This window comes from Nocardia sp. NPDC051570, assembly GCF_044454005.1.
Lineage (GTDB): Bacteria > Actinomycetota > Actinomycetes > Mycobacteriales > Mycobacteriaceae > Nocardia.
The window spans coordinates 240,629-267,216 of record NZ_JBITDI010000007.1 but is presented as its reverse complement, the minus strand read 5'-3'; the positions used below and the strand labels follow the sequence as shown (position 1 = coordinate 267,216).

The following is a 26,588-nucleotide window of genomic DNA, read 5'->3' as shown; positions in this document are numbered from 1 at the left end:
CTGGCGGACGCCTTAGAATTCGATCTTGTGCTTTCCCGTCCCTCTTTCATCAGTGACGAGGCGATCGCGCTTGCGGTCCGTGCGCACTGGTTGCCAGAGATTGCCGAGATCAGCTATCTGCCATGGGGTTTCGGTGCGCACCACTGGCGGGTGATCGGCGGGCGGACCGCTGCGTTCGTGACGTTGGACCAGTTGGAGCCCCGGCACACCGCGACGTCGCTGGAGGCTGCCTACGCTGGGGCCGCCGCACTGGCCGCCTCCGGTTTGGACGTGGTATGTGCGCCGATGCCCGCCCAGTCCGGGCGGTTCACCATCGACATCGGGGCCGGTGCGCTCAGCGTGACACCGTGGCTGGAGGGCCGGAGCCCGAGCGAGGCGGAGACCCACGAGCCCCGGCATGTCCGCGAGGTCGTTCTCGCGCTGGCCGCGCTGCATCGCGCTGCCCCACCTGATGGCCTGCGGTCTTGGACACCGCGGGTCGGTCCCGGATTCGCCGATGAGTTGCGAGCTCACACCGCCGAGCCCTGGACGAGCGGCCCACTGGCGGAGGAGGCACGGCTCGCCCTTGCCGCACACGGCGATGCGATCGACCGCTGGACCGGCCGATACCTGGAACTGGCGGAAGTAGCATTCTCCCAACGGGACTCATGGGTGCCGACACACGGCGAGCCGCACAACAACAATCAGGTCATGACCCCCGACGGGTTGAGACTGATCGATTGGGAGTCGCTGGCTCTAGCACCGCCTGAACGGGACTACGCGGATCTACTCGCTGTGGCAAACGGCCTGCTGCGCCCCGACCCCGCGATGATAGAGCTGTTCGCACTGGACTGGCGGCTTTCCGAGATTGCCGAGTACACCCGCTGGTTCGCCGCCCCGCACGTCGGCACCGAGGACGACCACACTGCTCTGGCAGGGTTGCACGAGGAATTGGCAGGCAGCGCGGAATAAGGCGACGTTGAGCGCTGATGACGACAACGAGACCCTGATCGGCTTGCCGCGCTTTTCCTGCGCTCACGTTGGCTCGATATCTTCGTTCACTTGTTGTCGCCGACTCGATTCCGTATTTCGGTTGAGCACCCACGTCTCGATTTGGTCCAGTGAGCCGCTGCACACGATCGTGGCTCGGTCGTCGACAAGGTTCCACCCGTAGGGCGGGTTCGGCTCGCGCTCGACGCGCCAGCCTGGACCGGCGTCGGCCGCGATGTCGCGAGCTTGCTGTTCGGAGATCTCGTAGCCACGCAACTCGGCGTAGGGTTCTGCGTTCGCGCTCAGAGGTGTCTCGTCGATCAGGCGGTCGGAATCGTCTGTCGGGCTCTCGATCTCGGCGCTCACTGCAGCCTCCTGAGCACGGACCAGAAGTCGTGGCTGACGGCGTCCCATAGGTGTGTCAGATGCGGCCACTGCTCCCGTGCCTGTACGAGATCGAGGTGGCCGACGGGCGGTATTGATATGGCGGCCGAATCATCGGAGGTGTTGTCTATGCCCACGATGAGGATCCGGTGATGCTCCGGCCGCCAGGTCGCCCGCAGTCCGTCGAACTCGGTCTGATGATTGGTGTCGAAGAACATGCGAGTGCTCACCTCCGGTTCGGTGGTGCCGCCGAGAATGTATGTCGCCGAACGAATCTCATGGATTCCTCGTCGCCGTGGGCCGCGCGGTGCCGGGGAGCACCGTCGATCGGCGGCGTCACTGTTGGGTGGTCGACTGCCGATGGCTGTGGCATCGACCCGGCGGCGGGGCTGATTCGAGCCTCGCGCGATCACAATCCGAAGAGAAGCCACGAGACTGCTACGAGACCGCTACGCAAGATCTAGTCTTCTTGCTGAGGCCAGCGGATATGGCAGACGGGCGACTCCGAGATGACCATCACGAAGTGGACCGGCGTAGAAGTCAAGGCGGTGCGTCTGGACGCGCTGCGTGTCAGTCAGAAGGAGCTCGCCCGCATACTCGGCTACACCGAAGCCGTTGTCCGCAAGTGGGAATCACGCGGTGTGACAATCACTCTCGCACGTGAGTACGCGGCGGCAATGGATACCTTGTACAGTCGCCTGGACGATGCCCAACGTGAACGCTTTGCCGTCGCTTTGAGCGCAGCACCGGCCGATCCGCCGCACGGAGATCGATCGGCAAGGGCGGTTGAAGCCAGGCTTCCGGATTTGAGATGTGCACTCGACAGTCATCCTCTGCCCGAGGATGGGTTGATTCGGCCGCTGGGGCAGCTTCGTGACGCTGTCGCCGCTATCGTCGATGACCGACTCAACTCGAACTATCTGCATTTGGCCTGCGAGCTTCCCTCACTATTGGCTGAACTGCACCGGGCTCATTCGGCATTTGCTGGCTGTCAACGGGAACAGGTCTCCGCTCTGCTCGTCCAGGCATACCGCGCCGCCGATGCGATCGCGGGCAAGTACGGATACTTCGATCTGTCGGCGCGCATTATCGCCATGATGTGGGATGCCGCTCGCACCGCCGGAGACGAGCTATTGCTGGCCATGTCAGCGTATGTCCGCACCGAAATGTTCTTTGTCAACGGCCGGTTGGCAACCGGCCGTAGGTTGCTCGAACAGGCCGCCGACACGATCCGTCCCGGCAGGTCGGTTCAGGACGCCGCTGCCTACGGCTCCTTGCACATGCGCGCGGCTGTGGTCGCGGCGCGCGAATTTCGTCCCTCTGAGGCCAGAGCGCATCTCGACGAAGCCGAGCAGATCGCGAGTCTTGTACCCGAGAGTATCTACCTGGGAACTGCTTTCGGACCGTCGTCGGTCCGTATTCATCGGGTTTCGATTGCGGTCGAACTCGGTGATGTCGGCACTGCGCTGTCCGTGGCTCAGGCCTGGCATCCGTCCCGCGAGATCCCAGCAGAACGGTGCTCGCACTTCTACATTGACGTTGCCCGCGCCTATATGCAAGCCAGTAGGCGGGACGACGCCTTGCAGGCCCTACGCTCCGCACGGTCGGTCGCTCCGCAACATACCAACAATCACCTATACGTCAGAGATATGCTCGCTCAGCTCGGTGGGTGGCATTGATCGATGATCATCTCGACCAGGTCATCAAGAGAATCCGCAACCCAATCTGCCAGCCCTTCGCGCTGGATCTCATCTGCCCACAGATGCCCCCACGGGCCCCGTCGTATGAGTGCACATTTCATTCCAGCGTTGCGCGCCGGAATCAGGTCATTGTCGCGGTGATCACCGACATACAGAATCTGTTCGCGGGCCCCTGGTGCGAATTCTGCGACGTGATCAAAGAATTCGCTGTCGGGCTTTGCCGCACCCCATTCCCCAGAGGTTGCGATCGCATCGCACGGTAGGCCCAGCTTGCGGAGCAAGGCGGCAGCTCGGGCGGTCTGGTTACCTGCGATTCCCACCCATGCACCACCCTGACGCAGAGCCGACAACGCGGGGCGGACATCGGGGTACAGGTCTTGTTCTTCGATGATCTCCCCACGCCCCGCATCCTCCCGTAGCCGACGCTCGTAATCCATGTCGAAACCTGGGCGGAAGTATTGGAAGGTCAGCGCGTTGTTGTGGCCCGCAGCGGTCACAGCCCCGAGGACAGCGGAGAACGTATGCCGAGGTACACCGATCCAATCAGCCCATGCACCGAACTCGCGCGTGTCATCCAGCAGCGTCTCACCGACATCGAACACGACTGATCGAATCAAGGCTCCACCTCGGTAGTTCGGCCGCCGAACCTGCCAGGTGAGTGTACGTTCGCGGCCGCCGATGTCGATCGCCTCACCGCAGCGCAGGTGAGCTGACTACTTCTCCGGTTCGAAGGTGAACAACTCACCGATCCGCGTGGTGACCACCACCTCGCCCTTGGGCCCGATGGCCGTTCCGGAGGTGGTGCCTTGTGCGCCGGTGAGGACGGTGGAGGCGAGGGTTTTGCCGTTGGTGGTGTCGAAGGTGACCAGGTTCAGGGCGTCGCCGATGGGGGAGACGATGTAGCCGGTGTTTCCGGCGGTTTGGACCGGGCGGCCGCGCAGTTGCAGATCCTTGCGCTCCCAGGCGATTTCGGCGGTGTTGCCAGAGTCGCGCAGGGCCAGCAGGTGGCCGTCGTCGCCGCCGGGGATCAGCAGGCCGTCGCGGTCGGAGACCGCGCCACGCGGCGGAAAGCCCAGGGGCTGAGACCATTTCGGATGTCCGTCGGTCGCGTCCACCGCCAGCAGTCGGCCGCTGTTGTCGCCGACGTAGACCGTCTTCCCGTCGCGGGACAGGGTGGGACTGGTCGCGCTGCCGTCGGTGAGCAGATCGGCGCTCCACTCCTGCCGAACCTGTTTGCCGTCGTAGCGCAGTGCCACCAGGGCCGCGACGGGTGCGCCGGGGCGCCAGGCGGTGACGTAGAAGCGGCCCGAATGCTGGTCGACCGCAGACACATTGGCCACGGGGCACTGCGGCGCCCCGGTCGTGCAGTCGCCGATGCCCTGACCGGCGGGCGGGCGGGGCAGATCGGGCTGCTTCAGATAGTCCGGCTCGCCCAGGATCTGGAAGGTCGGCACCATCCGGTCGCCGGTCTGGCGGCTCAGCACGTCGACCTGACCGAACTGGGTCACCGAGAGCACATTGCTGTCGCCGGTGAACTGCATCGACACCGGCACACCCGCGACCGGCGTACGCCAGCGCGGCTGCCCGAGCGCATTGAACGAGCCGACGCCGCCGACATCGTTCGCATCGTCGCCGAGATAGACATTGCTGGCCCCGTCCACGGCCGTCGGCGAGCCGATCGCCGCGGGCCCCAACGGATTACAGAACCGCTTGCGCCCGGTCTCCATCAGGAAGGAGAACATCATCCCCGTCGTGCCGAGCCTGCCGCCGCAGTCGACCTCGGCGCGGGTGGTGAGGAACAGCTGCCCGTCCGGCCCGATCGTGGTGGCCACGGCCGTCGGTCCGCCGATGGGCCGCGACCAGGCGAGGGTGAGATGACGGGAGCCGGTGACCGGGCTGGCGCCGCTGTTGCGGGCGTCGTGGAAGGCCGAGGGCCAGCCCTTGCCCGGGCCGACCGCGATATCGTCGGCTCTGGTGCCGCCGCATCCGGTGAGCAGCAGCGCACCGACGGCGCCGAACGCCGCGATCACCCGAACGGGCGCGCGCCGCACCGACGTCCGGTTGTCCCCGGTCACTTCGCTCAGGTCGTGCACGGTGCTCCCCTCTGCTCGTTCGGGCCTGCACGAGAGTAAACCCCCGGACGGGCGCTCGGTCGGCCGCCTCACGGTGGCGGCCCCCGGCGCATCCGGATCGGCCCGAAAGTACCCTGGTACGTCAACGACCGACAGACGTTGAGGAGCAGGTTCGTGACGAGTATGTGGGGCGCACCGCTGCGCTCGCGTTGGCGCGGTTCGCGCCGCCGGGATCCGGAACAGGCGCGCTTTCTGACGCTGGCGTCGCTGCGCTGGGTGCTCGCCAACCGGGCGTACACGCCGTGGTATCTCGTCCGGTACTACCGCCTGTTCAAGTTCCGGCTCGCCAATCCGCATATCGTGTTGCGCGGCATGGTCTTCCTGGGCCGCCGCGTCGAGGTGCACGCCACCCCGGAACTGGGGCGCATGGAGATCGGCCGCTGGGTGCATATCGGCGACGGCAACGCCATTCGCTGCCACGAGGGTTCGCTGCGCATCGGCGACAAGGTGGTATTCGGCAAGGACAACGTCGTCAACACCTACCTCGATATCGAGATCGGCGAGTCCACGCTGGTCGCGGACTGGTGCTATATCTGCGATTTCGACCACAGGATGGACGATGTCACCCTGCCGATCAAGGATCAGGGCATCGTGAAGAGTCCGGTCCGCATCGGCCCCGACACCTGGATCGCGGCGAAGGTGACGGTGCTGCGCGGCACCCGCGTGGGTCGTGGCTGTGTGCTCGGCGCACACGCCGTGGTGAAGGGCGATATCCCCGATTTCGGCATCGCCGTCGGCGCGCCCGCCAAGGTCGTCAAGAACCGCAAGGAGGCCTGGGACGCGGCGGCCGAGGAGCGGGCCCGGCATCAGGCCGCGCTGGCCGATATCGAACGCAAGAAGAACGGCGTCGCGGCGCATGATTAGGTACGCCGCCTGGTTGCGCGGCATCATGCCGAGCAATCCGAACATGCGCAACGAGAAGTTGCGGGCGGTGTTCTCCGGACTGGGATTCGAATCGGTCGGCTCGCTGCTCAGCAGCGGCAATATCGTCTTCTCCAGCGACGAAACCGATGTTCCCGCACTGGAATCGACGATTCAGCGGGCCCTGAACGCCGAACTCGGCATCGCGGGCGGCACGATCATCCGCAGCCGCGACGAGCTGCGAGGGCTGGCCGATCGGGACCCGTTCGCCGGGCTCGAGCACGGCCGCAGCACCTACCTCACCGTCACCTTCGTCAAGGACGGTGAGGCGGGGCCGCCGGGACCGCTTCCCGCGCAGCTGACATCGGCCGTGCGGATCCTCGGTTACGACGAGGACACCCGTGCGGTGCTCGCCGTGATCGACAACATGGACCCGTCCACGGCCAATCACATGGCCTGGCTGGAAACGGTGTACGGCAAGGACATCACCACCCGCACCTGGCTCACGGTGCGGAAGGTGATGGCCAAGCTGTAGAGGAGTCAGCGGCTCCGTCGGCGCGAGCCGCCGCCGGTGCGCGAGAATCCGGCCACGCCGCCGGTGCTTCCGGCCGGATTGGCGCCACGACCCGAACCACGCGCCGCGCCGCCCGTACTCGCCTTACCGCCACCGGTCGCCGGGCGCTGGCGCCGGGTCCCGCTGCCCTCGGCATGGGAGGCCCGGCCACCGCCGGAATGCGCTTGCTGCGCACCGCTGTTCGCGCCGCCACGGCTGCGGCGACCCGCCTGGGTCGGGGCGTTGCCGGTGCGAGCACCCGTGCCCCGCGCACCGCCGCCGCGACCGCCTCGGGGCGCTCCGTCGCGAACGGGCTTGTCCGCCTGCGTCTTCGGCACGGTGGTGACCTTCGGGGCGATCTCGCCGACCAGATCGGCGACGAGTCCCGAGGTTGCGGTGACCTGATTCGGGCGCACGGTGATCGCGGCCTTGCGCATGAGCGCGGCCATATCCTTGCGCTGCTCGGGCAGCACGATGGTGACCACATCGCCCGCGCTGCCCGCGCGCGCCGTACGGCCGGATCGGTGCAGATACGACTTGTGCTCGGCGGGCGGATCGACGTGGACCACGAGCTCGACGCCGTCGACGTGCACGCCGCGGGCGGCGACGTCGGTGGCGACCAGCACCTTGGCCTCACCGGAGGCGAAGACCGCGAGGTTGCGGTCGCGGGCGCCCTGGGCGAGGTTGCCGTGCAGATCGACCGCGGGGATACCGGCGGTGGTCAGCTGCTTGGCGAGGCGGCGGGCCTGATGTTTGGTGCGGGTGAACAGGATTCGCCGGCCCGTGCCCGACGCCAGGGTCTGCACGAGGTCGGCCTTGACCGCGGGCCCGGTGACCTCGAAGACGTGATGGGTCATCGCGGCGACGGGCGAATTGGCCTCGTCGACCGAATGCTTGACCGCCTTGGGCAGGAAGCGCTTCACGAGCTTGTCGACGCCGTTGTCCAGCGTCGCCGAGAACAGCAACCGCTGTCCGTCGGACGGGGTCGCGGCCAGAATGCGGGTCACCACGGGCAGGAAGCCCAGATCGGCCATGTGATCGGCCTCATCGATCACGGTGATCTCGACCGCGTCGAGGGTGAGCAGCCGCTGGCGCATCAGATCCTCGAGTCGACCCGGGCACGCGACGACGATATCGACACCCGCCCGCAGCGCCTGCACCTGACGATGCTGGGAGACGCCGCCGAAGATGGTGGCGACCTTCATCGAATACACCGCGGCCAGCGGTTCGAGTACGGCCGCGATCTGGGTGGCGAGCTCCCGGGTGGGCGCCAGGACCAGCCCGCGCGGGCTGTTGGGCTGGCGGCGGCCGCCAGCCAGCCGCGAGACCACCGGAATGGAGAACGCCAGGGTCTTGCCGCTGCCGGTCTTGCCGCGGCCGAGTACATCGCGCCCGGTCAGGGTGTCGGGCAGGGTGTTGGACTGGATCGGGAACGGTGCGGTGATGCCGCCGCGTTCCAGGGCCCGGATCAGCGGTTCGCGCAGGCCGAGCTCAGCAAAGGAAGTCATATAGGAGTGGGTTCTTTCGGGGCAGGGTGACCTGTCGCACAACGAAAACGAAATTCGCGGCCGGGCACTGGTGGCGAGATTGCCGATGGGCAAAATCGATCGCCGCAAGGAGAGCCGGTGCCACACAGCCGAGTGGCTGGGTGCGTAGTGATAGCAATCTACGACGCTGGGCATCGGCCAGCGATACCCGTCAACCACACTAGCTCGAGATTCGCCGGAACTCGAGCGGATGTAGTGATCATCACTATCGGCGGGGGAGTCCACTGCCGGTGCGCGCGAGCCGAGCCGGGCCGCGATATGTCCGGTCCCCCAAGGGATTCGAGCGCAGCCGACAAGACCAAACCGATACGCTGGTGATCATCACGACGATGGTCCTCCAGGCTGGAACGGGTTGCTGCCACTGTGTCAGCGTCCGACGGAGGGTCTTGCCCCGGCCGCTCAGCTGCGCCGTTACGACACCGGCGAGCCGCTCTGATGACCACGATCGGCCACGTCCACGAGTGTGACCCGCAGTCAATGGTCATCTACGCGGCCGACCTCACCACACGGGTCCCACAGCATTTCATGGCACTGCTCGGTGATTCCCAAAGGTCATCGCCTTTCTCGTGAGTGGTCGATCGCTTGATGTGGCGCCGCGGGGTGGAGGATCTCAGTCGCCCCAACGCTCCCCGTGGTCGCGGCGATCCCGGATCGCCTGCCTGACTCCTTTGGGAATGCGGCGAACATCGACCGCCGCAATCACGAACACCGCCGCCGGGATTCCGGCCGCGACTGCCAACCCGACCCAATCGTGCAACCTCACGACGCCTCCATATCGGTGTCGTCGGAGACAGATGGAAGGTCCAAGTCCGTAGCGGGGGGACTTCCGTACAGCTCCAGGTAAACCCCTGGGCTGCCGTCCTTCTCGGAGTCGTCCCCGTAGTCGTAGACCTCCAGTACGCCGCCTTCGAACTCGTAAAGCCTTGTGGGCCGTCCCATCTCGCCTCCTACGCGCTGATCTGTACCCCTGCTCCGCGTCGTCTTCTGCGCATGCATTGCGCTGGCGGAGGCGCGGAACCCGCTCACTGCTGCGAGAGAGATCTGCGCCACATACAAGCAGGATGTCGCCTAGTGAGTTCCGAAACAAGGCCATACAAGAGGACATAGAGCGGCCATTTCGAAGATTCAGGAGGGTATAATCGTCCCGCTCGGGTCTAGACTCGGCCATATGACGCACTCGGCAAATGTCGCCCTCCGTGCTGCGCGACAGGCCCTTGGGTACCGCTCGCAGGCTGCCTTGGCAGAGGCACTCAACAACGTTGCGCGCGAGATCGGGCTGCGTGTCTCGATCAATGCTCGAACCGTTCGACGCTGGGAGTCCGAGAATCCTCCCTGGCCACATCCAGAACATGCCACCGCACTGGAAGCTCTGTTCAAACGGCCGATAGCCGAACTCGGCTTCACGCCGCCATGGTCTGAGATGAATAACCAGCCATCTCGCACAGCGGGCGGCGGGGCGAAAGAGCCTTGGGCTGCTCGCCATTTCGGTACCTCCACGGGCACAGTGCCAGCGTCTGTAGCGACGGACACCATGTCCATCACGGTTTCGCACCGCAACATGTACTGGTCGGTCCCAGCAGCACGCCTGCACCGCTCTGTAGCCGAGCACGCCGCCCTGGGCTGGGACCTCGTGGATCAGCTACCTGATCCGGCGAAAGCCCTAATGGCACGGGCAGTTTCAGAGTCGAGCCTCCTGCAGGGCCGATTGGAGTTCTTCGATCTTCAGCAGCCGGAGGCAGCGCAACCGAGTTTCGTCCTCGCCCTTCAGGCCGCACGCAAAGCGGACGACAACCTACTTGGAGCCGCGGCCCTAGCTCATATGGCGTTTGCACCAGCCTTTTCCGGTGATCCTGAGCGGGCTGAGGAAGCTCGCGACAGGATTCGAGGAGCGCGCGCATTCGCTCGACGTGGTGAAGGCAATGCCGAGATGGTCGCGTGGCTCGACGCAGTGGAAGCCGAGGTCGAGACCCGTTTCGGAGATACCCGCCGGGCACTGAACCTGATTCGCCACGCCGAAGAGACCTACAGCCAGCATGATCCGGAAAGCAATCCCTCGCCGCCCTGGCTGGATTGGTTCTCGCAGGCCCGTCTCATCGGCTTCAAGGGAAATACCTTGATAGCTGCCGGTCAAGGTCGTGAAGCTCGCGAAACCCTGGAACAGGCGCTCGCGGACCTGTCCGAGGAATCGGTCAAGCAGCGCTCGATCTATCTCGCAGACTTGGCGGCCGCGTGGGTACTCGAGCAGGATCCCGAGCAGGCATGCGCCTACCTCGAGCAGGCGCTCGAAGTTCTCGGGCGCAATTGGTACGCAACAGCAATGGATCGAGTGAAGTCAGTCCGGCAGTCCTTACGCGAGTGGGACTCGCTTCCCAAGGTTCGAGCGCTGGACGACAACCTCTACAACTGGCACACCACGGTGCAGTCACTCGTTGGCTAGTGAGGTGTTCTCTCGACCAACGATCTCGGGCAGTTCGCTCAGGTCGCGAATCTTCCAATCGGAGAGCTGCGCGACTTCCGGCTTGTCCCGGTGGATCCATCCCCATGGCCCACGCTGAAGGTACGCGGTCCGCATGCCCGCTACCTTCGCCGGTGCCACATCGTTGTCGATCCGGTCCCCGACGTAGACGATCTGGTGTGCGTCGCATGGCGCCACCTCGACCAACTTGTCGAAGAACTCCGGTGAAGGCTTCTCGACACCCCAGTCGTCCGATGTCGCAATGAAGTCGGTGGGCAGTTGCAGACTTCGTAGGATCCGGCCGGAGCGAACAGTCTGGTTGCCCACGATGCCGACCCACACGCCCATATCACGGAGCTTGGACAGTGACGGCCGCACATCCGGATAGAGATCGTCCTCGCCGTAGGCTTCCGGCTGGCCAGCCGCCGCCCGAGCTTCGCGCTCCTCTGCGAGATCGAACCCAGGCCGGAAGACCTGAAAAGCCTCCCGATAGTCCTGCCCAGTCGCGATGATCGCGCCGAACACCGAAGCGAAGGTGTGCCGCGGTACTCCCAGCCAATCCGCCCAGGTCCCGTACTCGCGTGTCTCGTCGACCAGCGTCTCACCAACGTCGAACACAACCGCCGAAATCATGCGTTACACCGTACTTGTTGCCGGGCCTGTTCCTGTTCGACGATCCGGAGCTGATCGCCGAGGCCCTGGCCGAATGGCCCGCCTACCCCAGCGCGGCCGCGCTGCGCGACGGCTGGTTCGAGCGGGTGCATTGGATCCAGGGCCGCGACGGCATCTTCTTCCTCGGTGAGATCCTCTCGGACCCCACCGCCGAATGGGTCAGCGCGTCTGTGCGGGAGGCGATTTCGCGCTGGTTCGGCGGCGGGGCACGCTGATCAGTCCAGGTACACAGGCAGTTTCGCGTGGCCGTTGGAAATGAAGCTGCCGATCGGTGCCAGATCCGCCGGGTCCACGGCGAATCGGAGATTCGGGAACCGTTCGAACAAGGCGGGCAGGGCGATCGCCGCCTCGAGCCGGGCCAGGGGAGCGCCCAGGCAATGATGCGCGCCGTGGCCGAAGGCGACGTGCTGATCCCTGGTGTCGCGATGCGGATCGAACGCATTCGTGGTGGCGCCGTGGATCTTCGGATCGCGGCTGGCCCCGGCGTAGGAGGCGAGAATGGCATCACCCTTGGGGATGTGGAAGCCTTCACCGTCGATATCGTCGGCGGCGTAGCGCAGCGGCAGATGGGCGACCGGCGACTGGTAGCGCAGCGTCTCCTCGACCACATCCGCCCACGGCACCGCGCCCGACAGCACCTCGGCGCGCTGCTCGGGATGGGTCAGCAGTGCGGTGATGGCCTGGTCGAGCAGGTTCACCGTGGTCTCGTGACCCGCGTTGATGACCAGCATCAGCGTATCGACCAGTTCCTTCTCGCCGAGCTGTGATCCGTCCTCCTCGGCGCGGGTGCTGATCAGCACGCTGGTGATGTCCTCGCCCGGATGCTCCCGCCGGAATGTCACCAATTCGCTGACCAGGCCGTACATTTCGACGTAGTTGGCCTGCGCCTGTTCGGCGGTGAACGAGCCGTCGAAGAAGCCGTCGACGCATTTGTGCATGGCCGGGCCGAGATGTCGCGGTACGCCCAGCATTTCGCTGATCACCCGGATCGGCACCGGATAGGCGTAGCGCTCGCGCAGATCGACCGATTCGCCCGCCGGGGTGGCCGCCAGCCCGTCGAGCAGCTCGCGGGTGATCTCCTCGATGCGGGGCTTCAACGCGGTGGTCCGGCGGTGAGTGAAGGCCGGTGACACCAGCTTTCGCAGTCGGCGGTGTTCGGGACCGTAGGCGGTGAACATGTTGTCCACCGCCACCCACGGCAGCAGCGGCCATGCCTCGGTGATCTCGCCGTTGATGTATGCCGCCCAATGCCGGCGCGGATCCTTCGATACGCGCGAATCGGCCAGCAGGCTCTTGAGTACGGCGAAGTCGGTGACCGACCAGGCGGGCACCCCGCCGGGCAGGGCCACCGGCGTCACCAGCCCGCGCTCGCGGATTCGTGCGGATTCCCCCTGGATATCGGTTCCGGCCAGGTCCAGGACTATCGGGTCGTGCTGCATCCGGCAGCCTCCTTACATCATGTTCAATGGAGGAACCTCGGGGAAGGCGACCGGCAGGGCGGCCAGGGCGCGGTGGAAAGGACCTGGGCGCCAGGTCAATTCGTCGCGCGGCGCGGCCAGTCGCAATTCGGGAAGGGCGTCGAGCAGCTGATCGATCGCGTCCTGGACCACCAGATACGCCACCGAGCGCGCCGGGCAGGCATGCGGTCCCGCACCCCAGGACAGGTGCGAGCGGTTACCGCTGCGGTCTCCACCGGCGATCGCGGGATCGTTGTTGCAGGCGGTGAAGCTGATCAGGACCGGTTGATGCGCGGGCAGCCAGGTGTTGTCGATCAGGATCGGTTGCCGCGGATAGGTGATGGAGAAGTTCGCCATCGGCGGGTCGTTGAACAACACCTCGTCGAGCGCGTCGCGGGTGGACAGGCTGCCGCCGAGTACGTCGCCGGCGAACCGGTCGTCGGTGAGCATGACCAGCAGCGTGTTGGTGATCAGATTCTGCTGCGGTTCCAGGCCCGCGCCGTAGAAGCTGACGAGTTGATAGAGCATCTCCTCGTCGTTGAGGTTGGCCCGATGATGAGCCAGCCGCGAGGTGACATCGTCGCCGGGTTCGGTGCGGCGCAGGGCGATCAGCTCCAGCAGCGCCTCGCTGAGCGTCTGCATGCCCCAGGCGGCGTTGACGGTATCGAACAGCGCGGCCATCCCGGTGGCGACGCGATTGCCCAGATCGGTATCGCAGCCGACCATTCGGTTGAGTACCTCGAATACCAGCGGAAAGGCGTACTGCGACACCAGATCCGCCTCGCCCGCCTCGCAGAACGTGTTGATCAGCGGGATGGCGGCCTTCTCCACGGTGCTGTGCAGCGAATGCAGATCGATCCCGTCGACGGCGGCGACATAGGCCTGCCGGTAGCGCGCATGCGGCGCACCGGCATTGCGCAGCGCGTTGGGATACCACTGCATCATCGGCCGCACGGGACAATCGTCGGGCACCGACTGCTGCCAGGCGCGCGGATCGGCCGGAAAGTGCTCGGGATCGTTGAGGATTCGCAATGCCGTGTGATAGCCGATCACCAGCGTCGCGGGCACGCCGGGTGACAGCTCGATCGGCGCCATCGACCCGTGGCGGCGGCGCATCTCGGCATAGGCGCCGTGCGGATCGGCCGCGAACTCCGGTGTGTCGATGAGGATTCGCGGACCGTCGGCATCGAAGGGTGAGCCGTGATTGACGGGGCAGGCGCTCAGCGTGGCGGTGTGGGGCGCGGACGAAGGCGTGGTCAACGAACGAAACTCCAGACGGTGACAGAGGATTCGGTGAGGTCGGGGCCCGACTCGAAGGTATCGAACGAGCTCACCTCTACACCTCCTGCGCGCCAGGCGATTTCAGGCTAGCAGCATTGCCACGAGTTCTCTCTCGATCTTGCACCAGCGGGTAACCGGAGGTCAGTGGCTCGATGTCATCGCCGTGCGCAGCAACTGATGATCGATCGGCGGTTCCGGCAACGGATGAGCCGCCTCGGCCTGCAACCCGTCCAACAGCACACCCAGATGCCGCCGCCACACCCGCGGCGCCCGATCCCGAATATCCTCGGTGGCCCGCACGATCGACCACAACAACAGCCCGATATCGGTGACATCGATATCGCCCCGCAGTTCCCCGGACCGCTGGACGCGCCCGATCAACTCGTGGAACAGCTGCTGCCCACGGGATTTCACCGCCTCGATGGGACTGCCCGCAGGCAGCGACCGCACACACAGATCGGTGAATCCCCGGTCGGTCGCCTGCAATTCGGCCATCCGCGTCAGATGCTGGACCAACCCGTCCCAAGGAGCGTCGGACCCCAGCGCCGCCTCCGCACTGCGAAGCGACTCCTCCGCGAGCCCGAGAAAGGTCTCCTCGATCAACGCCTCGCGAACCGGAAAGTGGTTGTAGAGCGTCCCGATACTGACCCCCGCCGCGCGAGCGATCGCATTGAGCGACGCATCGAGCCCATCGGCAGTGAACCGCTCCCGCGCGGCCGCGACAATCCGATCCCGGTTGTCCCGAGCATCTCTACGCCGCGGGCGCTGTGTCGTCTGTCGTGCATCACTCATGAGCTGAGCCTGACGGCGGCCGCGTCTAGTGGGTATCGAGAAGGTCGACGACGTCAGGCTGTGCTACCGAAAGCCCTTTGTCGAAGGTTACGAGCCTGCCTCTGCGGTAGCGGGCGAGCTGCGCGACATAGGCGTCGGTGATCTGACGATGGCCGATGATTCCGTCCATCTTTACCTGGGCGAAAGGCAGCTCGTCTGGCCAGAACTCGTGCTTCGCGTCACCGGTCAGGCGGGTCAGAGCCTCGAGCGCGAATTGCGCGCTCTCTCCATTGCGCATCAGCAAGCGTAGGAGACTCCCCTGAGTGATCGGGCAGGTCGCGAAACCGCCTTTCGACTGGTTGAACCAGCTTTCGGCGACATCGTGATGCACGTGATCGGTGACCGCGAGTGCGACCAGGACGTTGCCGTCCAACAGGGAGATCACCATTCGTCCTCGAGGGACCGCACATCCTCGGACGTGATCACTTTGCCGAGTGTGATCGTCGGCAGGCCGGTCTTCTCGCTCCAGCCCAATGTGGCCGCGTTGTTCTGGCCTAAGCCGCGGCGAACTAGATCCGAAACGGTGTCACTGAATGTCCGATGGGTGTCGTGCGCAATCGCCATTGCCTGGCGATGCAGGTCCTCGGGCAGATCGATCGTGGTGCGCATACGTCCGATGGTATGCATCGCTGCATCATGATGCAACGATGCCGAACGCTGTGACCTGCCGAGATCTTGATCGCTCAGTCTGCGAACGGGCGTTAGCTGATGCCACGATGACGCAAACAAGATCCTCCGGTGCGTGAGCACCGGAGGATCGAGGCTGTCGGTAGGTCAGGCGGCCTTGCGGTGGTCCGAAATCCTTGTGGGCTGGGGCTTCTTGTCGACCTCGGCGAATCCGGGGCGGGCGGTGCCGATGAAGGCGACCAGCCAGGACAGGACCGCGGCGAAGCGGTTGCGGAAGCCGACGAGGTAGAAGAGGTGGACGGCGAGCCAAGTGATCCAGGCGATGGTGCCGGTGAACTTGATCTTGTCGTTCAGCTTGGTGACCGCGCTGAAGCGGCTGATCACCGCCATCGAACCCTTGTCCCAGTAGACGAACGGGGTGCCCGCGGCCTTCTTGCCACGGACGATATCGGCGACGTGGCGGCCCTCCTGCATGGCCGTCGGGGACTGGCCGGGGTAGCCGTTGAGTGATGTCATATCGCCGATGGCGAAGATATCGGCATGACCGCCCACCGTGCAGTCCTGGTTGATCAGCAGTCGGCCCGCGCGATCGGTCGCGCAGCCGGTCGCGGTGGCCAGCAGTTCGGCGAAGCCGCCCGCCTGCACGCCGGCCGACCACACCACGGTCTCCGCGCCGAGGCCGCGCTCCACGCCGTCCTTGGACTTGACCGTGACCTTGCCGGGCTCGATATCGGTGACGAAGGTGTCCAGCAGGACGTCGACGCCGCCCTTGCTCAACGATTCGCGCGCGTAGGCCGACAGCGTCCCGCCGAACGGCGGCAGCACCGCGCCGGCGCCCTCGACCAGGGTCACCGAGATCTCCTGGTGGTAATACCGTTTCGCGAGTTCCTTCAGCTGACCCGCCACCTCGACACCGGTCGGGCCCGCGCCGACCACCACGAAGCTCAGCAGCCGCTCGCGCGTCTTCTCATCGGCGACGGCCGCCTCGGCGAAGACGCGCTCGATCTGCGCGCGCAGCCGCTCGGCGTCGTCGATGGTCTTGAGCGAATAGGTCTTCTCGGCGAAATCGTCACGGCCGAAATAGGACTGACTGGCGCCGGTCGCGGCGATCAGCGAGCCGTAGCGGATCTTGCTGCGGCCCTTGGGGGTTTCGTAGGTGAGTACGGCGGCCTCGGTATCGATCTCGACGACCGTGCCGATCCGCACCTGCGCATTCTTGTGCCGGCGCAACACCTGTGCGATCGGCGGGGCGATGTCGGTGGCGGGGAGCACACCCGTCGCTACCTGATAGAGCAGCGGTTGGAACAAGTGCTCCGGCGTGCTCGAGATGAGCACATACTTCACCCCCGACTTGTTCAGCTGCTTCGCGGCAGCGAGTCCGCCGAAGCCCGATCCGACGATAACGACCTCAGCGGTTTCGATCCCCGCGTCCACGTAGTCCATGACAGCCTCCTTCTGTCATTAGTAACCGCGATTCGAAGTGCTGATGTTCCAGGGATCAGGGCGCATACTTCAGATGACTCTTATCTCGATCGTTCATGAATGGGAGATCTTGATGGAACTGCGACAGCTGTCCTACTTCGTCGCGGTCTGCGAGGAGCTCAGCTTCAGCCGGGCCGCGACGCGGTGCTTCATATCGCAATCTGCTATCAGTCATCAGATCGCGAGACTCGAACATGATCTTGGTGTGCAGCTCTTCGAACGCTCCACGCGATCGGTCGTGCCGACTGACGCTACGACTCGGCTACTTCCTCTTGCGAAGCAGATGCTGAGCCTGGAATCGGCCATTCGCGCAGCTGTCCGGGCCTCCGGTCCGCGAATTCGCCTCGCGGCGAACATGTCCTTCGCAACAAGATCGCTGTCCGCGATAGCCGGTGCGCGCGAGGCGCATCCGGGTGCGGAGATCGAATTCGTCATCAAACCGTTCCGGCAGCGCATCGCCGCGGTCGCGGATGGTGATTGTGATCTTGCTCTCATCCGCGGCAGTGTCGATCAGCCTGGTCTGAGCGTCGAAAAGCTCTGGGTGGAGGACCTTGTCGTGGCCACCTCGACAGCGCATCCATTGGCCGGACGAGATGATGTGACACTGGCCACACTGGGCGATTTTCCACTGTTACTGCCCCCGGAACAGGAACAGGTTCTGCTGCACAACGTCGTCCGCAAGGCCTATGCCGAACTCCCCACCCGGCCCACCTTCGGCCCGCCCATCCCCCCGGACCACACGGCCACCATGGAACTGATCAACCGCCCGGACGCATGGACCATCCTCTACGCCGACAGCCAGACCGAGGGCATCGCGACCCTGAAACTGGCCGGGAGCCCGCTGCGGGTCCCGGTCTCGGCGGTACTGCGCAGCGAGGCCAGACGGTCCCCGATCCTAGAGAGTCTGCTGTCCTCCCTGCATGGTTCGTGAATCAGAGATACACAGGCAGTTTCGCGTGCCCATTGGAGATGAAGCTCGCCAGCGCGCCCAGTCGATCCGCCGGTTCGGCCAGCCGCATCCGCGGGAAACGCTCGAACAGCTTGGGCAGGGCCACATTCGCCTCGAGGCGGGCCAGTGGCGCGCCCAGGCAGTGGTGCGCGCCGTGGCCGAAGCCCATGTGGTTCTTGTTCGTCCGGGTGATGTCGAAGGTATCGGCGGTGTCGCCGTGCACCTTCGGATCGCGGCCGGGTCCGGCGTAGCAGACGATGATCGGATCGCCCTTGGTGATGCGCAGTTCGCCGTCCACGTCGATATCCTCGACGGCGTAGCGCAGCGGGGCGTGCACGACCGCGGTCTCGTGCCGCAGCGCCTCCTCGACCAGATCGGGCCAGGGCACCGCGCCGGACCGCAGCGCGGCCAGCTGATCGGGATGGGTCAGCGCGCCGAAGATCGCCTGATCCAACAGGTTGATCGTGGTCTCGTGGCCCGCGCTGATCACCAGCAGCAGGGTGTCGAGCAGTTCCTGCTCGGTGAGCTGGGTGCCGTCGTCGTCGCGGTTGGCGATGAGCATGCTGGTCATATCGTCGCCGGGCTCGGCGCGCTTGATCGCGACCAGCTCGGCCAGGATCCGATACAGCTCCAGGTAGTTGGCCTGTGCCGCCTCGGGCCCGATGGTGGTGTCGAAGATGCCGTCGGAACATGTGCGCAGTCCGGGCAGCAGCGCGTCGGGTACGCCCATGAGCTCCGCGATGACCCGGATCGGCAGCGAGTAGCAGAACGCCTCGCGCAGGTCGACGACCTCGCCGGAGGGCTTGTCCGCCAAGCTGTTCAGCAGATCATCGACGATCTCCTCGATCCTCGGCTGCAGCGCTGTCGTGCGCCGGGTGGTGAACGCGGGCGCGACCAGCTTGCGCAGGCGGCGGTGTTCGGGACCGTAGGCGGTGAACATGTTGTTCACGGCCACCCAGACATACAGCGGCCAATCCGGCGAGACGTCGCCGTTGACGAACGCGGGCCAGTGCTGCCGCGCGTCCTTCGATACGCGCGGGTCGGTCAGCAGGCGTTCGAGCAGGGCGGTATCGGTGATCGACCATGCGGCGACCCCGCCCGGCAGCTCGACCATGGTGGCCGGCCCGCGCTCGCGTAGTCGGCGGATCTCGCCCTGGATATCGGAACCGGTGGGATCCAACACGATCGGGTTGCTCGACACGATGTTCTCCTCAAGTGATCTGCAACGGAAGACTCGGCGGGAATGCGACCGGAAGTGCCGCCAGCGCGCGGTGGAACGGCCCGGGCCGCCACCGCAGAGCCGAATTCGCCACGGCCAGACGTATTTCCGGAAGTGCGTCGAGCAGCTGATCGATCGCGTCCTGGGCGATCAGATAGGCCGCGGAGCGCGCGGGGCAGGCGTGTGGCCCGATACTCCACGCGAGATGTGAACGGTTGTCGATGAATTCGCGCGCGCCGACCGCGGGATCGTTGTTACAGGCGGCCATGCTGATCACCACCGGCTGATGGGCCGGCAGCCACACGTCGTCGATGAGTATCGGCTGGCGCGGATAGCTCACGCAGTAGTTCGCGCCGGGCGGATCGGTGAACAGCACCTCGTCGAGCGCGTCCCGGCTCGACAGTGCGCCGCCGAGCAGTCCGCCCGCGAATCGCTCGTCGGTGAGCATCAGCACCAGCGTATTGGTGATGAGATTCCGCTGCGGTTCGATGCCGGCGCCGTAGAGGGTGACGATCTGGTGCAGCATCTCCTCGTCCGACAGCTCGGCCGGATCGGCGACCAGCCGCGAGACGACGTCGTCGCCGGGACGAGTACGCTTGAGCCGCACCAGTTCCAGCACCGCCTCGCTGATCATCAGGTTGCCCTTGTCGGCGTTGACGCCGTCCCAGATGGCGGCCTGGCCCTCGGCGATGCGCCGCCCGATCTCGGGCGGGCAGCCCAGCATCCCGTTGATCGCCTCGAACGCCAGCGGAAAGGCGTACTGCGCCACCAGATCCGCCGCACCCTCGGTGCAGAAGCTGTTGATCAACGGGACCGCGATGCGCTCCACGATCGAATGCAGCGCGTGCATATCGACGCCGTTGATAGCGGCCACATTGGCCTGGCGGTAGCGGGTGTGTTCGGTGCCCGCGCTGCGCAGTGCGTTGGGCCGCCATTCCAGCATCGGCATGACCGGGCTGTCGGGTGGCGCGGTGCGCTGCCAGATGCGGGGATCGGCGGGAAAGTGCTCGGGGTCGTTGAGGATTCGCACGGCGGTGCGATAGCCGATCACCAGCGTGGCCGGAACGTCCGGGGCCAGCTCGACCGGGGCCAGCGACCCGAATCGGCGGCGCATCTCGCGATAGGCCGCATGCGGATCCGCGGCGAATTCCTCGGTGTACATCGGAATGTGGGGGCCGTCGGTGTCGATCGGCGAGCCGTGCGGTGTCCGGGGTTGAGCCGGATCGGACCTGGTCAAGGACGAGACTCCAAGCGGTGGAACAGATATTCGACGAGCGTGATCAGCGATTCGACGCAGCCGAGCCGCTCGCGGGCGTCGAGCGCGGTGAGCGGGGTGTCGGGCGCCAGGTCGAGGGCGTCGCGGATCTCCTCGAGCGGATAGCGCGGTCCGCCCTCGAATTCGTTGACCGCCACCGAATACGGTACGCCGCGCTCCTCGAGCGTGGCGAGTACCTCGTCGGCCTTATCGATGCGGCGGGTGTCGACGAGCACCAGCGCGCCCAGCGCGCCGCGGGCCAGTTCCTCCCACAGCGGGACGAACCGCTGCTGGCCGGGAGTGCCGAAAAGGTACAGCGCCAGTGTGGGATTCAGCGTGATGCGGCCGAAATCCATGGCGACGGTGGTGGTTTCCTTGCCGGGTAGGCCTGCCATATCGTCGACGCCGACACTGGCCTCGGTGATGGTCTCCTCGGTGCGCAGCGGCTTGATCTCCGAGACGCTGGACACGAAGGTGGTCTTGCCGACCCCGAAGTTCCCCGCCACCAACAACTTCACCGACTTGGTGACCGTCTCGGGGACGTAGTCCACGGTGCGCTCAAACGGCGAGAGCGCGGAGCCCATTCAGTACCTCCTCGAGCAGGGCGAGTTCCGGCATCGGTTCGGCCGGGGCGGGAAGAACCAGATGACCGCTGTCGAGGAGATCGGATGCGAGGATCTTCACCACCGACGGCGGCAGGTCGAGATAAGCGGCGATCTCGGCGATCGAGAGGGCGCCGCGCCGACTGCAGACACCGAGGACGCGGCGCGCGTCGGGACTGATCCCCGGCGCCGGATCATTCGCTGCCAGAACCAATGTCACCAGGTCCAGTTCCCGGGTGGCACGCGAGCGCCCACCGGTGCGCACATAGGCTCGGACCAGATCGGGATCGCGTCGGTGCCGCATGACGGCGGCTTACCGATGGCGGGGCAGGGCGCCGAGTTCGCGGCCGACCCGCGCGGCTAGTTCGTTCATGCGGTGCGCGATCAGGCTGACGTCCACATCGGGAGTGGTCGAGACACCGATCAGCGCGCCCTCGCCGGCCGCGGTGATGAAGATCATCCCGTGGTCGTATTCGGTCATGTTCTGCCGCACCGAATTCGCGGCGCCGGCGAATTCGCCCAGCGCCTTGCCCAGCGACCGCAGACCCGACGCCGCGGCCGCGAACCGCTCGGCGTTGTCGACGGAGATCTGGCCCGAATGCGCGATCCGCAGGCCGTCCTCGGACAACAGGACAGCGAATCGGACGCCGGGAACGGTCAGGTCCTCGAGCATCCAGGCCAGCTTGTTCGTGCCGTCGGCAACGGCCGTCACGGGTGTGCCCATCAGGATGTCATCCCTTCGGTGTGATCGTATGCGGCAGCACGGCCACTCTGGGAGCCGCTGTGCCAGGCGGCGGCGATATCGGTTCGGGGGAGGGCGTTGTCGGTGCGCGAGCCGCGCGTCAACGTGGAGACCGCGACCGTCCGGCGCCGCCGTCGCGGCAGCCCGCCCGCGGTGATGTCGTCCATGGTCGACTCGTCGTCGTCGGCATCGATGGTCGGTTCCGGCGCGGGCCTGATGGGTGCGACGGGAGCGGCGATCAGGGTCGGCGTGGGATCGCCCGCCGGATCGGCTACCGCGGTGGGCCGAGTGAGCTCCGCCGGGACGGGAACCGGCAGGGTGGTGGAGATTTCGTCGGCGGCGGGAACGATGGTGGGCCGGACCGGTTCGGCGGAGACGGTCAGCAGTGCGGTGGTCTCGGTCGCCTCGGCGGTCGGCGGGGCGGGCGCGATCGCCGAAGACGGTGCGGCGGTGGACAGCTCGGCCGGGATCTGCGGCGCGGCCGGCTGGGCCAGCAGCGCCTCGGGGATGTAGACCATGGCGCGCATGCCGCCGTAGGCGTTGGGGCCGTCGATGTAGACGGTGAAGCCGTAGCGGCGGGCCAGCGCGGCGATGCCGGGGAAGCCGACACGCGGTGCGGGGCCCAGGGAGTGGATGTCGATCACCCGCTCACCGGCCAGCACCTGGCGGGCCTCCTCCATCTGCTCGGCATTCATCCGCACGCCGGCGTCGTCGACGATCACCGTCACGCCGTGGTGGCCCTCCTGGAAGGTCATATCCACGAAGGAGGTGGGCGGCGAATAGCGAAGCGCGTTGTCCAGCAACGTCGCCAGCGTATGCACCAGCGGCTCGACCGCGCGGCTGATCACGATCCGATCGAGCTGATGCGGCCGCACTCGGGTGAAGTCGCGGACGCGGCCGACCGCCCCGCCCACCACATCGGTGAGCGTCTGCTGCGGCCAGCGGCGGCCGGGCAGACCACCGCAGACGATCACATACGACTGCGCCTGGCGGATCATCTGCTGCACACTGTGATCGATGCGGGTCAGCGTCTCGTAGACCTCGTCGCCGCGGTGCGTGCGCAGCGCGGCGCTCACCACCTGACTGACATCCGCGCCGAGGCTGACCACCGAGGTGCCGAAGGCGCGGACCGCCGCGCTGGTCGCCTCGCGCGCGGAGTTCTCCAGATCGGCGCGGGCACCGGACTCGGCGGCCGAAACCGCCTGCCGGGTCACGTATTCCGCATCCGCCCGAACCCGCTGCTCGGTCTCGCCCGCGATCGCGCGCAGCTCGTCGGCGCTGCGATCGGCCAGGGCCTGCAGCAGGTGGGTGAAGCGGTCGCCGCCGCCCATTTGCAGTTCCGTCGGATGTTCCGCGCGGCGCACCGCATCGGCCACGAAACCGATTGTGGTGGTGGTGAAGTGCTCCAGCTCGTCCTCGCGGGATTGCAGGGCGCGCTCGAGTTCGTCCTCGCGGGAGCGCAGGGCGTGGGCGAAATCGTCCTCGCGGGCGTGCAGCGTCTGATCGGCCTCGGCCAGCCGGGTCCGCAGCTCGCGTTCGGTGCGGGCCGCACGCGCGCGCTGCTGTGCCGCGTAGTAGGCCGCGACCGCCGCCGCGGCGACGGCGAGTGCGGCGAAGACTGCGAGGATCCACGAAATCGTCACGGCGGTAGATTGATTCATCAGGTTCCCTCGTCGCCGGCAGCCCCGGCCGCCCGTCCTTCCTCAATTCGCCGACCACATGTCATCACGGCCGGATGGACACCGCATCGCAGATCCCGGGATTCGAAGCGCTTACCGTACAGACCGGTTCCCGGCACTCGACGGCAAGACATTATCAGCAATTCTGCGTGGCAGCGACCTTTTCGTTACAAACACGCGACCCAACGGTGTCCTGCGGATGCCGCCGCAAAACTGTTGTCTACGAGGCGTTCCGGGTGGAGAACATGTTGCGGGCGGTTCATGACACGACAAGGGCGTGGGCGGTTGCCAGGTGTAAGGCGCGCATTTCCGGATCGTCGTCGTCGACCGACCAGGAGATCTCCTCCATGGCGCGCAGGAAGGCCCACGTATGCGCGCGCCGCGGATCGACGTCCAGGGCCGCGGCCGTGCGCGCGACGACGGCCGCGGCATGTTCGGGCGTGGGATCGGACTGCACCTGGATCAGGACGAGGTACCCGGCGTCGAACGCGGCCTCGCCCAGAAATGGAATGGGATCGATGAGCAGCCACGGCTCGCGTTCGGCGGCAACGATATTGCCGAGATGGGTGTCGCGGTTGACGATCAGCAACGGGCCGTCCGGGGTGGCCAGAGTCGCGCACAGCGCCGCGGCACGCTCCAGCAACTCGGCCGGAACCACCTGGGCGAGTGCGGGTTCCGGATCGCCGAAACGCGCGGCCCAGTTCGCCGTCAGTGCCGTGGCCGAGGGCAGCGTGGGGAAGCCGTCCGGGATATCGCCCGGCCTCCGGCGCAGCCGCCGGTACAACCGGCAGGCTCGTTCGATCCGCCAGATGTTGTCCGGCCGTCCCTCCAGACTCGGGAAGCCCGGCTGCCCGAGCAGCGGCATGCCGGGGCGCGCCCACTCCAGCAGCATCGCGCCGGAGGCGGGGTCGTAGTCGTAGAGCCGCACCGCGCCGTCACCGCGGTAGGAGTGCAGGGCGGTGGCCTCGCCGCGGTTGTCGTCGTCGACCACCGGAACCTTCAGCACCGCCGTCGAGCTGTCCGCGCGGCGCACCGGTGCCACGAACGAATGCGTGCCGCCGCCGAAGGCGTCCCCGATCAGCTCGAGATCCCAGCTGCCGCAGAGCTTTTCCGTCAGGGCGGGCAGATCGGCGATCCACTGCGCGCCGCGGGCGGGGAAGTAGGTGCGGATGGTCCTGGCGACCTGTGGGGGCAGGGTGATCGGCATTCGGCCCAGTCTTTCGTTCAGAAGTATTCCGGGCAACCGTATTTCGCCCGGACGACCTAATCTCACCTCGTGGGTAACGAGAATCTGCGGGCGTCCGACGCCGACCGCGAGAAGATCGTCACGCGACTGCGGCTGGCGATGGACGAGGGGCGGCTGTCCCTGCACGAATTCGACGACCGGGTGCGGCAGGTCTATGCGGCACGCACCTACGGCGAGCTGAGGCCGGTCCTGTCCGACCTCCCGGCCCTACGGGACGCCGAGCGGCGGCCGAAGCGGTCCGGCGTCATGCCGACCTGGGTCTACATCATGTGGACGCCATGGGTATTCGTGAACATCCTGTGCGTGCTGATCTGGCTGGCCACCGGCGCCGGATACTTCTGGCCGTTCTGGGTGGAGGTGCCGTGGGGTCTGGCGCTGTGCATCCCGACCACCATCGGCATCCTCACGAATCGACCCGGCGAGGCCTGAGATCAGGAGCCGAGGTTGCCCGGGTAGAGGTACTGATCGGCGGGGCGGGTCGGTTGCATCAGCCAGGCGTCGAAGAAGTCGGCGAGGTTGTGGCCGGAGCGCTGCTCGATGAAGTGCTCGAAGTCGGGCAGGGTGTTGTTGGCGTAGCGGTGGCCCTGGACCCAGTCCCGGATCGCCGCGAAGAACACCTCGTCGCCGATCGTGCGGCGCAGCGCGTGCAGGAACAGTGGGCCGCGGTCGTAGACGGAGGTGAATTCCTTTCCGGCGCCGGGATTTCCGGGCGGGATCTGCCAGTGCTCGGGGCGCTTGGTGTCGAGCTTGTTCAGCGCGGTGCGGTAGATGTCATCCGGATTCGCGCCCTCCTGGCGTTCAGGCCAGAGGAAGTCCGCGGTGTAGCTGGCGAAGCATTCGTTCATGCAGATATCGGACCAGTGCGTGATCGACATCGAATCGCCCCACCACTGATGGGTGTTCTCGTGCACCACGACGTTCAGCTTCTTCGCCCATCCCGCGTAGATCGGCCGCGACTGGGTCTCCAGGGAGAACTCGATATCGTTGGACATATAGGTGCCTCCCCCGGCCTCGAACGCATAAGGGCCGTACAGGCTTTCGAGGAAGTCCAGGATCTCGGGCAGGCGCCGTTCCAGGCCCTCGCGATCCTCCATACCCGGCGCGAACGCGCTGATCAGCGGAGTTCCGTTGGCGCGCTGTTGATTCAGATAGGTGAAGTGATCGATCGCGATCGTGGACAGATAGCTGATCATGGGTGTGTTCATCCGCCAGGTGACGGTATGCCTGTCACCCTTCGGTTCGTCCTGTGTGCGAACACCGTTGGCCACCACATCCCATTCGCGCGGGACCGTGGTGCGGATGGTGTAGGTCGCCTTGTCCAGCGGGGTGTCGTTGACCGGGTACCACAGCGGCGCTCCGTGCGGCTGACCGGAGACGAACGCACCGCCGCTCGGGGTGTAGTAGAAGCCCTGATCGGATTCCGTGCGCTCGCCGGAGTAGTCCACGACGACGGTGAACGGCAGGAGCGGAAGCACCGGTAGCGCGGGGACGATGGTCAGCTCGTGCTCGCCGTTGCGGTCGAATCGCGCCGGTAGCCCGTTGACGCTGACGCCGGTGACCTCCGGGCCCTGATAGTCGAAGTTGAACGCGCTCAGCAGCTGGGTCGCCTTGGCGGAGATGGTCGCCCGGCCGGTGAGCACATGCGTCGACGGCTCGTAATCGATGGCCAGATCGTAGTTGTCGACGTTGTATCCGCCGTTGCCGTCCATCGGATAGTAGGGATCGCCGAGGCCCGGGGAGCCGACGGTGGGATTGGCGGGCGGTTCGGCGCCCGCGGTCGCGATCGGGCCGCACAACAGTGCGGCGGCGACGGCCACGGATAAGTATCTGGTGGTCATCCGGTGGATCCCTCCCTCGAACGGAATACTTCCGCGCGAAAGCGTATCCTGCCGCAACCGATTCGGTCTCTCGAATTACGTTGCCGGACAGCGGGAGACGGGCCGCA

General features: G+C 66.1%; 29 protein-coding genes. 8 read left to right on the top strand and 21 right to left on the bottom strand.

The window, feature by feature from the left end; translation table 11 throughout:
- Positions 1-27 precede the first annotated feature (27 nt).
- Positions 28-951 (top strand): phosphotransferase family protein, encoded by a 924-nt coding sequence (locus ACIA76_RS19945; RefSeq protein WP_397153316.1) that lies wholly within the window; start codon positions 28-30, stop codon positions 949-951.
- Between the two features lie 63 nt (positions 952-1,014).
- Here ACIA76_RS19945 and ACIA76_RS19940 read toward each other — a convergent pair whose 3' ends face one another.
- Together ACIA76_RS19940 and ACIA76_RS19935 are read right to left on the bottom strand one after the other, a co-directional pair.
- On the bottom strand, positions 1,015-1,335 hold the full coding sequence (locus ACIA76_RS19940) for a hypothetical protein (RefSeq protein WP_397153315.1): 321 nt from the start codon (positions 1,333-1,335) through the stop codon (positions 1,015-1,017).
- Positions 1,332-1,583 (bottom strand): hypothetical protein, encoded by a 252-nt coding sequence (locus tag ACIA76_RS19935; RefSeq protein WP_397153314.1) that lies wholly within the window; start codon positions 1,581-1,583, stop codon positions 1,332-1,334. The genes ACIA76_RS19940 and ACIA76_RS19935 overlap by 4 nt, the downstream gene beginning before the upstream one ends.
- Positions 1,584-1,862: 279 nt before the next feature.
- Between ACIA76_RS19935 and ACIA76_RS19930 the strand changes: the two genes are divergently transcribed.
- Positions 1,863-3,032, top strand: coding sequence for a helix-turn-helix domain-containing protein (locus ACIA76_RS19930; RefSeq protein WP_397153313.1), 1,170 nt, complete (start codon positions 1,863-1,865; stop codon positions 3,030-3,032).
- Here the strand turns inward: ACIA76_RS19930 and ACIA76_RS19925 are convergent.
- Both ACIA76_RS19925 and ACIA76_RS19920 read right to left on the bottom strand, forming a co-directional pair.
- Positions 3,011-3,670, bottom strand: a complete 660-nt coding sequence (locus tag ACIA76_RS19925; RefSeq protein ID WP_397153312.1) for an HAD family hydrolase — start codon at positions 3,668-3,670, stop codon at positions 3,011-3,013. The two genes, ACIA76_RS19930 and ACIA76_RS19925, sit on opposite strands and share 22 nt — an antisense overlap.
- 96 nt (positions 3,671-3,766) lie before the next feature.
- The gene (locus ACIA76_RS19920; protein WP_397153311.1) at positions 3,767-5,146 is read right to left on the bottom strand and encodes a PQQ-binding-like beta-propeller repeat protein; all 1,380 of its coding nucleotides are present in this window, start codon (positions 5,144-5,146) and stop codon (positions 3,767-3,769) included.
- Between the two features lie 153 nt (positions 5,147-5,299).
- Here ACIA76_RS19920 and ACIA76_RS19915 point away from each other — a divergent pair, with 153 nt between their 5' ends.
- Positions 5,300-6,049, top strand: coding sequence for an acyltransferase (locus ACIA76_RS19915; protein ID WP_397153310.1), 750 nt, complete (start codon positions 5,300-5,302; stop codon positions 6,047-6,049).
- The gene (locus ACIA76_RS19910) at positions 6,042-6,581 is read left to right on the top strand and encodes a DUF1697 domain-containing protein (RefSeq protein ID WP_397153309.1); all 540 of its coding nucleotides are present in this window, start codon (positions 6,042-6,044) and stop codon (positions 6,579-6,581) included. Before ACIA76_RS19915 ends, ACIA76_RS19910 begins: the two co-directional genes overlap by 8 nt.
- A 5-nt stretch (positions 6,582-6,586) precedes the next feature.
- On the opposite strand, the gene ACIA76_RS19905 is transcribed toward ACIA76_RS19910, so the two are convergent.
- Together ACIA76_RS19905 and ACIA76_RS19900 are read right to left on the bottom strand one after the other, a co-directional pair.
- Positions 6,587-8,107 carry a DEAD/DEAH box helicase gene (locus tag ACIA76_RS19905; protein ID WP_397153308.1) on the bottom strand — a complete coding sequence of 507 codons (1,521 nt, stop codon included), beginning with the start codon at positions 8,105-8,107 and terminating at the stop codon, positions 6,587-6,589.
- 798 nt (positions 8,108-8,905) lie between these two features.
- Complete coding sequence (locus ACIA76_RS19900) at positions 8,906-9,085, bottom strand: hypothetical protein (RefSeq protein WP_397153307.1); 180 nt, start codon at positions 9,083-9,085, stop codon at positions 8,906-8,908.
- A gap of 229 nt (positions 9,086-9,314) precedes the next feature.
- Here ACIA76_RS19900 and ACIA76_RS19895 point away from each other — a divergent pair, with 229 nt between their 5' ends.
- Positions 9,315-10,583, top strand: coding sequence for an XRE family transcriptional regulator (locus ACIA76_RS19895; RefSeq protein WP_397153306.1), 1,269 nt, complete (start codon positions 9,315-9,317; stop codon positions 10,581-10,583).
- On the opposite strand, the gene ACIA76_RS19890 is transcribed toward ACIA76_RS19895, so the two are convergent.
- On the bottom strand, positions 10,569-11,234 hold the full coding sequence (locus ACIA76_RS19890) for an HAD family hydrolase (protein ID WP_397153305.1): 666 nt from the start codon (positions 11,232-11,234) through the stop codon (positions 10,569-10,571). The genes ACIA76_RS19895 and ACIA76_RS19890 overlap by 15 nt on opposite strands.
- A 17-nt stretch (positions 11,235-11,251) precedes the next feature.
- Between ACIA76_RS19890 and ACIA76_RS19885 the strand changes: the two genes are divergently transcribed.
- The gene (locus tag ACIA76_RS19885; protein WP_397153304.1) at positions 11,252-11,488 is read left to right on the top strand and encodes a hypothetical protein; all 237 of its coding nucleotides are present in this window, start codon (positions 11,252-11,254) and stop codon (positions 11,486-11,488) included.
- On the opposite strand, the gene ACIA76_RS19880 is transcribed toward ACIA76_RS19885, so the two are convergent.
- The 6 genes from ACIA76_RS19880 to ACIA76_RS19855 all read right to left on the bottom strand — a co-directional run bounded on the left by ACIA76_RS19880 (position 11,489) and on the right by ACIA76_RS19855 (position 16,912).
- Complete coding sequence (locus tag ACIA76_RS19880) at positions 11,489-12,712, bottom strand: cytochrome P450 (RefSeq protein ID WP_397153303.1); 1,224 nt, start codon at positions 12,710-12,712, stop codon at positions 11,489-11,491. It abuts the gene before it with no gap.
- A 12-nt stretch (positions 12,713-12,724) separates the two neighbouring features.
- A complete protein-coding gene (locus tag ACIA76_RS19875) occupies positions 12,725-13,990 on the bottom strand; it encodes a cytochrome P450 (protein ID WP_397153302.1) in 1,266 nt (421 codons plus the stop codon).
- 162 nt (positions 13,991-14,152) lie between these two features.
- Positions 14,153-14,803 (bottom strand): TetR/AcrR family transcriptional regulator, encoded by a 651-nt coding sequence (locus ACIA76_RS19870; RefSeq protein ID WP_397153301.1) that lies wholly within the window; start codon positions 14,801-14,803, stop codon positions 14,153-14,155.
- Between the two features lie 25 nt (positions 14,804-14,828).
- Positions 14,829-15,230 (bottom strand): TA system VapC family ribonuclease toxin, encoded by a 402-nt coding sequence (locus tag ACIA76_RS19865; protein WP_397153300.1) that lies wholly within the window; start codon positions 15,228-15,230, stop codon positions 14,829-14,831.
- On the bottom strand, positions 15,224-15,451 hold the full coding sequence (locus tag ACIA76_RS19860; RefSeq protein WP_397153299.1) for an antitoxin: 228 nt from the start codon (positions 15,449-15,451) through the stop codon (positions 15,224-15,226). Before ACIA76_RS19860 ends, ACIA76_RS19865 begins: the two co-directional genes overlap by 7 nt.
- A gap of 165 nt (positions 15,452-15,616) precedes the next feature.
- Positions 15,617-16,912 carry an NAD(P)/FAD-dependent oxidoreductase gene (locus tag ACIA76_RS19855; RefSeq protein WP_397153298.1) on the bottom strand — a complete coding sequence of 432 codons (1,296 nt, stop codon included), beginning with the start codon at positions 16,910-16,912 and terminating at the stop codon, positions 15,617-15,619.
- Between the two features lie 112 nt (positions 16,913-17,024).
- Between ACIA76_RS19855 and ACIA76_RS19850 the strand changes: the two genes are divergently transcribed.
- Entirely contained in the window at positions 17,025-17,882 is an 858-nt protein-coding gene (locus ACIA76_RS19850; protein ID WP_397153297.1) for a LysR family transcriptional regulator, read from the top strand.
- 1 nt (position 17,883) lies between these two features.
- Here the strand turns inward: ACIA76_RS19850 and ACIA76_RS19845 are convergent, their stop codons facing one another.
- From ACIA76_RS19845 to ACIA76_RS19815, 7 genes are all read right to left on the bottom strand, one after another.
- On the bottom strand, positions 17,884-19,101 hold the full coding sequence (locus ACIA76_RS19845) for a cytochrome P450 (protein WP_397153296.1): 1,218 nt from the start codon (positions 19,099-19,101) through the stop codon (positions 17,884-17,886).
- A 10-nt stretch (positions 19,102-19,111) separates the two neighbouring features.
- Positions 19,112-20,356, bottom strand: coding sequence for a cytochrome P450 (locus ACIA76_RS19840; protein WP_397153295.1), 1,245 nt, complete (start codon positions 20,354-20,356; stop codon positions 19,112-19,114).
- A complete protein-coding gene (locus tag ACIA76_RS19835) occupies positions 20,353-20,958 on the bottom strand; it encodes a GTP-binding protein (RefSeq protein ID WP_397153294.1) in 606 nt (201 codons plus the stop codon). The genes ACIA76_RS19840 and ACIA76_RS19835 overlap by 4 nt, the downstream gene beginning before the upstream one ends.
- Positions 20,933-21,280, bottom strand: a complete 348-nt coding sequence (locus ACIA76_RS19830; RefSeq protein WP_397153293.1) for a DUF742 domain-containing protein — start codon at positions 21,278-21,280, stop codon at positions 20,933-20,935. Before ACIA76_RS19830 ends, ACIA76_RS19835 begins: the two co-directional genes overlap by 26 nt.
- Before the next feature lie 9 nt (positions 21,281-21,289).
- The gene (locus ACIA76_RS19825; RefSeq protein WP_397153292.1) at positions 21,290-21,700 is read right to left on the bottom strand and encodes a roadblock/LC7 domain-containing protein; all 411 of its coding nucleotides are present in this window, start codon (positions 21,698-21,700) and stop codon (positions 21,290-21,292) included.
- Entirely contained in the window at positions 21,700-23,379 is a 1,680-nt protein-coding gene (locus ACIA76_RS19820) for a sensor histidine kinase (protein WP_397153291.1), read from the bottom strand. Before ACIA76_RS19820 ends, ACIA76_RS19825 begins: the two co-directional genes overlap by 1 nt.
- A gap of 277 nt (positions 23,380-23,656) precedes the next feature.
- A complete protein-coding gene (locus ACIA76_RS19815) occupies positions 23,657-24,604 on the bottom strand; it encodes an aminoglycoside phosphotransferase family protein (protein ID WP_397153290.1) in 948 nt (315 codons plus the stop codon).
- Between the two features lie 69 nt (positions 24,605-24,673).
- Here ACIA76_RS19815 and ACIA76_RS19810 point away from each other — a divergent pair, with 69 nt between their 5' ends.
- Entirely contained in the window at positions 24,674-25,072 is a 399-nt protein-coding gene (locus ACIA76_RS19810) for a DUF1707 domain-containing protein (protein ID WP_397153289.1), read from the top strand.
- A 2-nt stretch (positions 25,073-25,074) separates the two neighbouring features.
- Here ACIA76_RS19810 and ACIA76_RS19805 read toward each other — a convergent pair whose 3' ends face one another.
- Complete coding sequence (locus tag ACIA76_RS19805) at positions 25,075-26,481, bottom strand: M1 family metallopeptidase (protein WP_397153288.1); 1,407 nt, start codon at positions 26,479-26,481, stop codon at positions 25,075-25,077.
- Positions 26,482-26,588 lie beyond the last annotated feature (107 nt).